Source organism: Desulfotomaculum sp. OF05-3, assembly GCF_003435535.1.
Taxonomy (GTDB): Bacteria; Bacillota; Clostridia; order Lachnospirales; family Lachnospiraceae; genus Pilosibacter; species Pilosibacter fragilis.
The window spans coordinates 95,963-107,432 of sequence record NZ_QWGO01000010.1 but is presented as its reverse complement, the minus strand read 5'-3'; the positions used below and the strand labels follow the sequence as shown (position 1 = coordinate 107,432).

Here is an 11,470-nt window from a genome sequence, read left to right as displayed (position 1 = left end):
TTACCGGCAATGGCTTTCCTTCTATCAAAACCCATGCTCATATCTTTTGCCCAAGAACTTAGCTTTCAGGAATGCAGTCCCTTTGTTCCACCAATTAATCGGCTCCATGTGTATATGCTGGATTTCCTTTATCTTCAGCCCTTGCTCTCCAACTTCTTTGTCAAGCCAGACATTAAGCAGGATTTCTCCAACTCTACCCGGATACCGAGCTTGGAATGCGGAGTAGTTGCTCGTATCTACTCTTTTATCCAGTTCAAACAGCACATCGAAAAGGAATGAGCAATACTTATCAACGAGATCCGCTCTCATCAGAAACATATTGAACATGTAACCGCTTTTCCTTTTAAGGATCTTGTCATAACTATCAAAATACTGCGGATATCGTTCGCCGATAATCTCCCGTGTCTTTTCCAAGTGTTCTATGTAATGAGTATGAGCATAATGCGATTCAAGTGTTTCAATCACATAATGGCGTTTCTCTGGCACGATAACATCGTACTGTTTGCACAGAATCTGTGCTTCTTTGCTGTTCAATACCGATTTCCACTTGCTCTCTTCGTCGTTTTCAGCTTTTTTCTTTCTGAAACAAAAATGCCGACGATAATGTGCCAAACCGAGATAATCAGCCTGCAGATTCTTCCACATCCAGTACATTCCGGTAAGCTCACAGAAGTATGGATTGAGATTAGAGATATTATCTCCTGTGCTATCCCCCTGATAGCCTATCGAATCCTTGCCCTCAGCTCCAACATGAAGCGGAACGTATATATCATCCTGTGGCATACGATATTTCTTGTGTGCAGCAATGATGATTTTGATGTCTAACGGTTTGCTTTGTTTATTTTGGCTCATATCGCCTACCCCTTTTAATCCGTATTAGGCTTTAAGCCAATTCCTTCTCACACATTGCCAGCGCCGATGCCACCACAGCATCCATGTCATAATATTTGTACTCGCCCAGTCGGCCACCGAAGATCACATCAGTCTCCTGGTCAGCCAGCTTCTTATACTGGGTATAGAGCGCCCCGTTCTTTGCATCATTGACCGGATAATACGGCTCGTCACCCGGCTTCCACTCGGAACTGTACTCACGAGATATGATAGTCTTCGGCAGGTCATTTCCATTCTCATCCTTGCCGAATTCAAACCACTTGTGCTCAATGATTCGTGTCCACGGCGTCTCACGATCTGTGTAGTTCACAGCTGCGTTACCCTGGAAGTTCGGCTTATCAAGGATTTCGTTTTCAAAACGAACGGAGCGATACTCCAGATAACCGAGAGAATAATTGAAATAAGCGTCAATCGGTCCGGTATAGATGACCTTCGCAGCCAGTGCGTCCAACTCATCTTTGTGTTCCAGATAGTCCACACCAAGCCGCACTTCGATACCGTCCAGCATGTGTTCTACCATCTTAGTGTAGCCACCAATCGGAATGCCCTGGTACAAAGCATTGAAGTAGTTGTTATCGAAGGTCAACCTTACCGGAAGTCTCTTAATGATAAAGGCAGGCAGATCCTTGCAGTCACGTCCCCACTGCTTTTCTGTGTAGCCCTTGACGAGCTTTTCATAGATGTCACGACCAACAAGACTGATAGCCTGTTCCTCAAGGTTCTGTGGCTCTCCCGTTATTTCTTTGCGCTGCTCGTCAATCTTGGCCTGAGCCTCTTCTGGTGTCACAACGCCCCACATTTTATTGAACGTATACATATTAAAAGGCATGGAGTATAGTTCGCCCTTATGGTTTGCTACTGGAGAGTTTGTGAAACGGTTGAAAACAGTGAACTGCTGCAGGTAATCCCAGACTTCCATATTATTGGTGTGAAAAATATGCGCGCCATACTTATGGAAATTGATGCCTTCAACCTTTTCTGTATAGATATTGCCAGCAATGTTCGGCCTCTTGTCGATAACAAGGACTGATTTACCGTGTGCTTTAGCCTGCTGCGCAAACGTGGCTCCGTATAATCCAGAACCAACCACCAAATAATCGTACATAATCTTTACACCTCAATATTTCTATTGTTTTTTACTGCCTCAGCGTTTATCGCTTTGTTCTTCTATAAATCCTCTCTGTGGATATCTTCCACAGCTTCTCTTTTCCAATTCATTGCCGATGACAGGTCTGTGCTAAACAATCCGTGCCTATTTCCAAACGGTTATGCAGCCGTTTCTCCAAAGCATCCACCGACCGGAAAACGTATAATTTCGCATAGACTTGTCTATCCGCTGCTATCATCAATGATGCTTCAATAACCATCGCGACAGTCACAACGGTGTACTACAACCATCCATAGTCTGTGTAAAACCGTTCAATAACCGTTCAGTGCCTCATTTTTATCATCGTGACAGCTTCATAGGTCTATGTGATATTATCAGTGCTTAAAATCAACAAAACTCCGTATTTAAGCCATTTTCTGATAGTATCATCTGCCCCGATATGATAACCATACTCGTCTGGCGTGCTCAGTATGATAAGAACAGCATAAAGGGTTTATGATAAACTTTCAGTGTCTAACGGTTTTCTGATAAGAACACAAAGACGGGTCTACGGGAAATTATACGTTCCAATAGCTCTGCATGATAGCAATACGACAAGGTGTCTATGCGAACTTTCACGTTAATGGACGAGTGTCTATTTTCCTATACCCCCTACGGGGTATGTCCTTTCGCCATGATAGAAACCGTAATCATGCCCTACGAATCAGGCACTGAAAATTTTGCGTAGACATTTGTAGGTGCAGCAATCACCACAAAATCCGCAGTTGAATATGCGGTCTTTGCGTCCAGCGTAGCGGTTAAATCCAGCTTGCGGATACCCGAAACATCATCAGCTAAATACTTCTCGATATATTCATCCTGAATAGGCGGCTTGTGGTTATTGAGCATCTCCACCTTGGATTCAATAATATCGACCGCGGTGACTTTATGATGCTGTGCGAGCAGAGTTGCAATCGACAAGCCCACATAGCCCGTTCCTGCAACAGCAATGTTGTACTTCTTTTCCATGCCATATCATCCGATACCTTTTATCAATTACTTTTATTTCACTGACTGTCTATTTCTCCTTTGTACCTCCTTATTCAATTTCTGCTCTACCAGCTTTCGCTGATTTGGGTTAAGTGTAGAGCGCAACCAGAAGCCATTTCCCACGCTTCATTGTCTTGTTACGCTCGCCTACCCTCACAGAACTGAAGTTGAGAGAAGAAGGTCAAGCCTCGCAAACCCGCATGAAATCAGGGGATTTTCTGGTTGACCATATTATTTCACAGTCCCCGCCATAGGCACCAAGACTTTTTGCACCTACCAGATAAACATGCTGTACGTTTTTCTTTGAATTCATTTTCTAGTTATCCTCGATAAATCCTAATAATAAAAAAACCCGCATTCAGATTTCCCTCTCTCAATGCAGGCCACTCATCCCATCTTTATCATCGTTTTCGGATATCTCAACCTCAAATAATTGTTATTATTTGGACTAAAAAAAGTAACATCCTACTGCTTCGTATATAATACCATTTTCCCAGCCAAACTTCAACCCCTAAAATGAAATTTACATATTTTCTCATTCTTCGCCTCCGTGCTCCTTGTACACCTCTCAAGCTAACAAAATATCCTCTATCCCCCGTCGTCATGCGTCATGCAGAACTTCTCCTTTTCTATAGTCTTTACTGCAAAAGTATAGTATAATCAACATTAATACTATTACATAGGAGCAATATCACCCATGAACAACTTGCATCCCACTTCCAATCGTGAACCCTGGATCGACTTTGCCAAGGGGATCACTCTTCTGCTCGTTATCATCGGGCACACAGTATCCGGTGTTTTGAGCGGGGCAATATATTCTTTCCACATGCCCCTGTTCTTTATCCTCAGTGGAATCACAGCAAAGCTATCTTCATCAGCACAGCAGTTTTCAGATAAGACACAGCGTAGTTTCAGGCACCTTATGTTTCCATTTTTTCTGATCTATACGATTCAGACGGTTGTTTATTTATTACGTCATTTTTCAAACATTCAGCAGGATGCCTCATTCCTTCCTGCTTACTTGAAAGAACGCATCTTGGCTGGAATATTTTCAAGTGGCGTTACTATTTCTGTATTTGGCACAGAGGTTTTATATGTCGGTGTTATCTGGTTCTTTCCTGCACTTTTTATTGGAAAGACGCTCTTTGACTATATGCATTTAAAGTTGACCGCAAAGCAGTTCCCTCTTATTTGCCTTTTATGTTCTATCGCAGGAGTGGTGATTGGGCAGTATCAGTGCCTTCCTCTTTCCTTTGATGTTGTGCTGGCGATCATGCCGTTATTTTATATTGGTCAGCATTTTAATGTTTTTAACGTCAAGAAATCTCCCAGCAAAAAATTTTTCTTATATGCTTTGATATGGGGTATCTTTTTAATCATAACCTATGTACTCGGTCACCATTGCCTTGAGCTCGCAAGCAGACGTTATCCGGCATATCCACTCTGCTTTATAACAGCCCTTTCCGGAACACTTATGCTATCTGAGTTCAGTGTTCTCTGCTGCCAATATAATTTTTTATCACGCCCGATTCAGTACATTGGGAAAAACTCCCTGTATCTGCTTTGTATACACACGCTTGAATGGGATTATTTAACAAAATTATGGAATATCAGTTCCAATATGTATATCTGCACCATTATCCGAATCCTGCTCGACTTGTCCCTATTTCTCTTATTTATGATTCTACGTTCAAAATGTTTTAAACGCTGACAGAAAATGACACTCCTTAGTAGTTTATCTACTCATGGAGTGTCATTTTTCCATTTTCTCACTCTATATGGAATTATCCAAAACAATATACGCAATAAGTTCGTATATGACACTACGCATGGACGCATATGATTTTATGTATAATGAGGCACTTCTCGCAACAACGGAAAAAAGTGGTCATAATATTTATCATATTTTTGATAAAGTCAAACATTGCTTGAAAGACAAAGCCGACGAGCGTTCCGTTACCATTCATATTAAGTCCAACGGAGAATGTGGTGAATTAAAAGCCTATGATTGTCTGGACTTATTGCCATTCATATTGCTCGATAATGCTATCAAATATTCCGACCGGAAAACGCATATACAAGTGGACATCAAAGATACTCCTGCATCCTGTATATTTTTAGTTTCATCAATTAGTCCGCGTCTGGCGGACGGTGAATGCGAAAGGATCTTTGATCGGGGATTTCGCGGTGAAAATGCCAGGAAGGTTACAGACGAAGGATTAGGCATTGGTTTATACACTGCCAAGAAGATATGTGACCTGCATAACAGCAGTATCGAGGCGTACGAAAAGCCGATTCCCAACTCTTATCCTGGAAATCGTAAGGATTTTGACAAGAATAAATGTCTTTTTGTCATGGACATTCAGTTAAATAAAGAGTATAATATATAAGTCAAATTATATCTAAGGAGAGAATTCATGTCATCTGTAAAGACCATCTCAGAATTGATGTTGAGTTTTGGTTCTATGTCAAATAAAAAAATACAGAAAATATGTTACTACGCCTACTCCTGGTATTTAACGCTGTACGGAGAGCAGCTGGCACCTTTCCAGTTTGAGGCCTGGGTTCACGGACCGGTGTCCAGAGAGCTATATCATTACTACAAGTCATACGGCTGGAGTGATATTCCTCAGTATCACGGTCTCGTGATGGTTGATAATGAGATGGCTGCCTTTGCCCGTAAAATTTGGACGCTTTACGGTTCCTACTCAGCGGATGAACTTGAGCAGATGAGCCACAAAGAATATCCCTGGCAGGCAGCCCGTGGTACATGTCGTTATTATGAATCATCTGATACGTTGTTAGATGATGATGATATTATAGCTTATTTTTCTAAAAATAAAGATTTTTTCATCTCCGCATAAAAGTAGGGGTACTCATTCCAGAAACTATTTCTCGATGAGTACCCTGTTTTTACTTTATTCTGTTTTTTCCTAAACCTGATGCCCGCATAATCACTCCTGCGGCAATTGCCAGTACAAATGGATTATACGCGACATCCATCAAGTGATGTGCAATCATGCTGTTTACTGCAATTGCTGCAATTGCATATTGAAAATACAGGTCTTTTCTGTTCTTCGTGCAACTGTAAATAAACAAAATCATCACACTCAAAAACAAGATCAATCCCCAGGTCAATAAAATATTTACATATGAACAATCCAAGAAGAAATAATCTTCAATCCACTCCACAGTACCGCCATTTCCATTCATCGGTATCTTTTGTCCAAACAGCTTGAGTCCATACTCCTCAAATGCTTGTTTTCCAAGTCTAAACCTTGCAAGCAATGTGCTGTCCATTTTCGCCCAAAGCGGATTTCCATCGCTATATAGATACGTAAATAGTATAGAGACAAATGCAAGCAATGGCATCACCATTCCTCCAAGTCGTTCCCACAGTCTCTCCCAGATCCGTTTTATTCTCCTGCTGCACTTCGAATCATAGGAAATAAAATTTCCCAATCCAAAAAGCGATGTTGTCATCAAAATACTTCCTGCGTCGATCCTCGCGTTGCAAAAGTGATATACCGCCCATGTAGTAATCAGCCCAAAAAGATAATGAACTCCTCGCAAGTTCTTTCCTTTCAGATAAAAAAACGTAAGCATCCAGAAAAATACATGCGCACCGCAGTCCGTCGGATAGATGATTCCAAAGGAATTTCGGATTCCTCTCGTCGAAGTCTCATACTGCAGATTCGGGATCACTCCCAGCATAGAGGCCGCGAATGCAAGAAACACAATAGCTCCAACGATCAGAAGATATACCTTCAGAATCTTTTCAAACGGTACCTGGTCGCTTCCTGCAATCAGCACAAACCAGATCAGCGGATACACATAGTGGTTCCTGTACAGCCCCACAACACAGTAAAGCCCTGTGACCACCAGGATCAGCACCTTTTTCATCGAATATTTCCCGTACAGAAATATTTTTATTGCGATACAGATCAGTGAGATCAGCATGCAGAGGGCCTGGACCATCTTTGTCATCGGAAACATCGTGGTGACCCATACCGTCGTCGCAAGGTACATCGCATACCCGATAAGGAACAGATCATCCCCACACTGCGGATCAGCAATTTTCTCCTGAACCCGCCGTTTCAACTGTTTTTCTTTCATTCCAGCTAACTCCATTCCCGCTATTCAACTACAACACAACCGAGAACCGCCGTCTTAAATCGCTCGCAAAGACGAGTCTGCTGCTCCAGTTGGCGGTAAGTTGTCTTTCCGACTTCCGCGATAAAGACGCAGTTACCGCAGGCGATCATCTTCTTTAACTCTTCTGCACTCTCAGAAATATTGCTTCCGGTTTCCACCGCAATTCCAGACGCTTTCAGGCTCTCCTCATAATCCTTTGCGACTTTCTTTGATATCTCGTCGTCTGACATTACATAGAAGAAGACCTTGTCCGCATTTTTCGCCTTTGCAAGAACCTCAACATCCATCTTGCTGCGCTCCAGATCCGGCTTATACTGGTTGGGAGCGCTGTATGTTCCCAGAAGGCTGAGATCCGATTCTTTAATATCGTTCGCTGTCCGAAGTGTATCTCCGAGAATGTATTTAAGCGCTACGATTACAAACGCGATTACTGCTCCGAACAGAATTCCAAGAAGAATATATGCCACCATGAGGACCTTTGTGTTCGTGTCCGCCGCCTTTAAGTTGTCCGGCTCGTTCTTCTCAATATAGGTCTTTTTACTATTCTGGAAACCTATCAGCTTGTTATTCAGGTCTGCACGGTTTGTCGTATAGTTTTTTAAATTGTTGCGGTTGTTATTCTGGTTATTTACGACTCCTGTATCTGTTTTTACATATTCCGAAATCTTCAGTTCCTCAAGCGAAAAGTCCCCCTGAAGGTTCTTTACCTTCGGCACATAATTCATGACACGCTCTTTGATGATCGACATGATCCGCTTTGCCTGGTCCATATCACTGTGGACTACTGTTACGATCAGGTTATTACTGCTCTGGTAACAACTTACGATATCACGCCAATACTTCACCTTAAGATCCTCATCCGTGTCAGAAAGCTCTTCCTTCAATCCACCATCATTAATATAGGTAATAAAAGAATTCAAAATATTTCCCACATTATTGCTGGTCTTAAGTCCATACTGCACCGATACCGTCTGGATATTATTCGGGTCGATCTGCATGTAAATCGAGTTATCGATATATTCCTGCAGGCTCTCGATCTGCTTATCCGCCTCCGCGATCGCATTCTGCGTATCTTCGATCGCCGAATCATACTCCGCGATCTTCGCGTTATATTCCTCGATCTCCTGCTTCTGCTCTTCCGTCTCCGTCACGGCCTTTCCGCCCTGGACGATTCCGAGCATTCCGAACAGGACTGCGCAGATCACGATAAAGCTTCCTACCGCCACTTTCTTTTTTATCAGGTCTTCTAATACGTTACGAACATACAGTGTCTTTAAATTTCGCACGCTGCTGCCTCCTTGTCTTTATTACTTTCCCGATTATAACACATCTTTAATTCCATGGACACCCCCATTCAACTATGTTATACTGGTTGATATCGAAAAGGAGGAACCTATTATGGCTGTGCAGGCATCGCTTGGAAAAAACTTTATTATGAATATCCTGCTGGCTGCATCCTCGCTGATCTTTCCTCTGATCACCTATCCGTATGTGTCCCGGATCCTGCTTCCGGATGGCACCGGACGCGTTGCCTTTGCCGTGTCTGTGGTGTCTTATTTTACGATGACGGCGTCTCTGGGAATTCCCACCTACGGGATCCGCGCCTGCGCCGGTGTCCGCGATGATAAAAAAGGACTTTCGCAGACAGTTCAGGAGATCTTCCTGATCAATGCGGCGATGACCCTGCTTGTCTGCCTGGTTTTCGCCTTATGTCTCGCCTTTGTTCCAAAATTTCAGGATGACCGGGTGCTTTTCCTTGTCTGCGGGATCTCACTCCTCTTTAACCTGGTCGGAATGGAATGGCTCTATAAGGCGTTGGAACAGTACCAGTATATTACGTTCCGCTCGATCGCCTTTAAGGCACTCTCCGTTGTCTTGATGTTCGCGATGATCCGTTCCCAGGAAGATTATCTCCAGTACGGATTTCTCACGATCTTCGCCAGTGTCGGATCGAATATTTTTAACTTCTTCCATGCAAGACGCTATATTACCTTTGTCCCCCAGCGCCCGTACCATTTAAAGCGGCATTTAAGACCGATCCTGATCCTGTTTGCGCTCACCGTTACAACGACGATCTACACAAACCTTGATACGGTGATGCTGGGATTTCTTAAAGATTCGGAGACTGTTGGCTACTATAATGCTGCTGTGAAGATAAAGGAACTGCTCGCTACGATCGTCGCCGGTCTCGGAAGTGTACTTCTTCCGCGGATCTCCTACTATATTAAAAACAGACAGTTTGAAAAGTTCCGGGAGCTGATCCGAAGGTCCTTTGCCTTTGTCACTGTATTCGCGATCCCGCTTTGCGTGTATTTTATTGTCATGTCCGACTACAGTATCGACCTGTTCTACGGCCCCGCCTATGAAAACTCGGTACTGCCAATGCGACTCATTCTCCCGACGCTGATCTGTATCGGTCTGACAAACACGATCGGAATCCAGATTCTCGTCCCGACAGACCGTGAAAAGCTCGTCGTATACTCGACCTGTGCCGGGGCTGTGACCGACCTGATCCTGAATGCTGTCCTGATTCCTGTGCTCGGAGCTTCCGGTGCCGCTCTTGGAACTCTGGCGGCGGAGATCGTTGTTCTGCTTGTCCAGCTGTGGTTTATCCGCGGTGAGATCCGTTCTTTCTGCACTTTAATGCAGTTAAAGAAGATCCTGCTTGCTCTGGTTCCAGCTACTGTGATCCTGCTGTTCCTGCACACCGCATTGCATCTTCATACATTTTTCATGCTCTGCGTCACAGCGGCTGTATTTTTCCCCGTTTATCTGGTTGTCCTGCTTCTTCTTCGGTACAAAATAAAACTTCGCGGGTAATACCATTCTGCCGCCCCCATTTAGGGACGTCGGAGACGATATCGCCCGCGAAGTCTTTATCTTCTCTATTTTTCTTTCAACGCCGGATCCTCAAATCCACCTTCCTCAAATCCTTCCGTTGATTCCTTCATAAAGAGAACCTTCGGTGTCATCAGGATCAGCTTCAGATCCATCCAGATCGAGTAGTTCCGGATATAGGTGAGATCCAGTTTCAGCTTATCATAGCTGGTCGTACAGTATTTTCCGTAGATCTGCGCGTATCCCGTGAGCCCTGCTTTTACCTTCAGGCGGTATTCAAACTCCGGAATGTTCTTCGTGATGATCGTGGCAAGCTCCGGGCGTTCCGGGCGCGGGCCTACGAGACTCATGTCACCTTTTAATATGTTTAAAAGCTGCGGAAGCTCATCAAGTCTTGTCGCGCGGAGGAAATGTCCCACCGGGAGAATTCTCGGGTCTTTATCCCCGGCCTTTACCGGGCCGCTCTTCTTCTCCGCATCGACTACCATCGTGCGGAACTTATAGATTGGGAATTCCTTGCCGTTTAGCGTGAGACGCGTCTGTGTATAAAATACCGGACCGCGGTCCGTACACTTAATCAATAACGCAATGATCAGGAAAAATGGGCTTGTGATAAGCAGCATAAGACCTGAAACCAGAACATCCTCAATCCGTTTTAATACCTGCTGATCCCACGGAAGACCTTCGATATTCCGGGATAAATACAGCGGGGAGTCGAAAATATTGAGTTCCACTGACGTACGAAGCAAAATATCGCTAATTTTCGGAACTGTGTAGCTCCGGATATTTCCGGCATAGCAGCGTTTCATCAGCTCATTTCTCTTCTCCGATGGGATATCCCCGATGATCACTCCATCATACTCCCCAGCCTGTCCGATGATTGTTCCGATTCCCTCATCAATGGAGATCGTCTTCGCGATCTCATACTTGTCCTCTCGGGAGTCGATTCGTCCCATCAGGTGGAACATGGACTTGTCCCCATATACTAGGAGCAGCTGTTTTCTCGGGAACAGGAACGCGTACACCTTCTTATACGCCAGCGCCCACACCATAACCACGAGAAAATCAACTACTGTCAGGATCATCAGCGCCGTCGGGTTATGCATCTTTTTATCAAACAGAACGACCTGCACATAGGAGAACGCATTGACGCCTATGATCGAGATCATATGGGAATAAACCAGGTTCCAGTATTTATAGATACCGATCTTCAATCCGCCATACGTCCTGTGGAGTAACAGCAGCAATGCCAGATACTCGCCGATGATCAGCCAGTTACCTCTCCGCCAGAATGCGATGGTCATGTTTCTATTGTAGTAATTCATCCAGACATAATAGTACAGGATCACTTCCAGCAGTACAATCACTACCGAGCCAAGGAATTTTACGACCCGTTTATATTGTTCGAATTGTCTGCCATTTTTCTTGCTTTGCATGTAACTTTATCCT

Annotated in this window: 9 protein-coding genes and 1 pseudogene; 4 read left to right on the top strand and 6 right to left on the bottom strand. The window is 44.0% G+C overall.

Features of this window, described 5'->3' with window-relative positions:
* Positions 1–24: 24 nt before the first annotated feature.
* The 3 genes and pseudogenes from DXA87_RS07575 to DXA87_RS07565 all read right to left on the bottom strand — a co-directional run.
* Positions 25–852 (bottom strand): DUF4422 domain-containing protein, encoded by an 828-nt coding sequence (locus DXA87_RS07575; RefSeq protein WP_015552296.1) that lies wholly within the window; start codon positions 850–852, stop codon positions 25–27.
* 31 nt (positions 853–883) lie between these two features.
* Positions 884–1,996 carry a UDP-galactopyranose mutase gene (glf, locus tag DXA87_RS07570; RefSeq protein ID WP_015552295.1) on the bottom strand — a complete coding sequence of 371 codons (1,113 nt, stop codon included), beginning with the start codon at positions 1,994–1,996 and terminating at the stop codon, positions 884–886.
* A gap of 702 nt (positions 1,997–2,698) precedes the next feature.
* Positions 2,699–3,007: pseudogene (locus DXA87_RS07565) on the bottom strand (3-hydroxyacyl-CoA dehydrogenase NAD-binding domain-containing protein); the annotation flags it as partial.
* Between the two features lie 718 nt (positions 3,008–3,725).
* On the opposite strand from DXA87_RS07565, the gene DXA87_RS07560 reads away from it, so the two are divergent.
* The 3 genes from DXA87_RS07560 to DXA87_RS07550 all read left to right on the top strand — a co-directional run bounded on the left by DXA87_RS07560 (position 3,726) and on the right by DXA87_RS07550 (position 5,892).
* Positions 3,726–4,739, top strand: a complete 1,014-nt coding sequence (locus tag DXA87_RS07560) for an acyltransferase family protein (protein ID WP_015552293.1) — start codon at positions 3,726–3,728, stop codon at positions 4,737–4,739.
* Between the two features lie 136 nt (positions 4,740–4,875).
* Positions 4,876–5,418 (top strand): ATP-binding protein, encoded by a 543-nt coding sequence (locus tag DXA87_RS07555; RefSeq protein ID WP_158553046.1) that lies wholly within the window; start codon positions 4,876–4,878, stop codon positions 5,416–5,418.
* 27 nt (positions 5,419–5,445) lie between these two features.
* A complete protein-coding gene (locus DXA87_RS07550) occupies positions 5,446–5,892 on the top strand; it encodes a type II toxin-antitoxin system antitoxin SocA domain-containing protein (RefSeq protein ID WP_015552291.1) in 447 nt (148 codons plus the stop codon).
* A gap of 49 nt (positions 5,893–5,941) precedes the next feature.
* Here the strand turns inward: DXA87_RS07550 and DXA87_RS07545 are convergent, their stop codons facing one another.
* Both DXA87_RS07545 and DXA87_RS07540 read right to left on the bottom strand, forming a co-directional pair.
* Positions 5,942–7,144: a hypothetical protein gene (locus DXA87_RS07545; RefSeq protein WP_015552290.1), complete on the bottom strand. Its 1,203-nt coding sequence runs from the start codon at positions 7,142–7,144 to the stop codon at positions 5,942–5,944.
* 20 nt (positions 7,145–7,164) lie between these two features.
* Positions 7,165–8,469 (bottom strand): hypothetical protein, encoded by a 1,305-nt coding sequence (locus DXA87_RS07540; RefSeq protein WP_117503731.1) that lies wholly within the window; start codon positions 8,467–8,469, stop codon positions 7,165–7,167.
* 112 nt (positions 8,470–8,581) lie between these two features.
* On the opposite strand from DXA87_RS07540, the gene DXA87_RS07535 reads away from it, so the two are divergent.
* Positions 8,582–10,003 carry a flippase gene (locus DXA87_RS07535; protein WP_015552289.1) on the top strand — a complete coding sequence of 474 codons (1,422 nt, stop codon included), beginning with the start codon at positions 8,582–8,584 and terminating at the stop codon, positions 10,001–10,003.
* Between the two features lie 65 nt (positions 10,004–10,068).
* Here DXA87_RS07535 and DXA87_RS07530 read toward each other — a convergent pair whose 3' ends face one another.
* Positions 10,069–11,457, bottom strand: coding sequence for a sugar transferase (locus DXA87_RS07530; RefSeq protein WP_015552288.1), 1,389 nt, complete (start codon positions 11,455–11,457; stop codon positions 10,069–10,071).
* Positions 11,458–11,470: the final 13 nt, after the last annotated feature.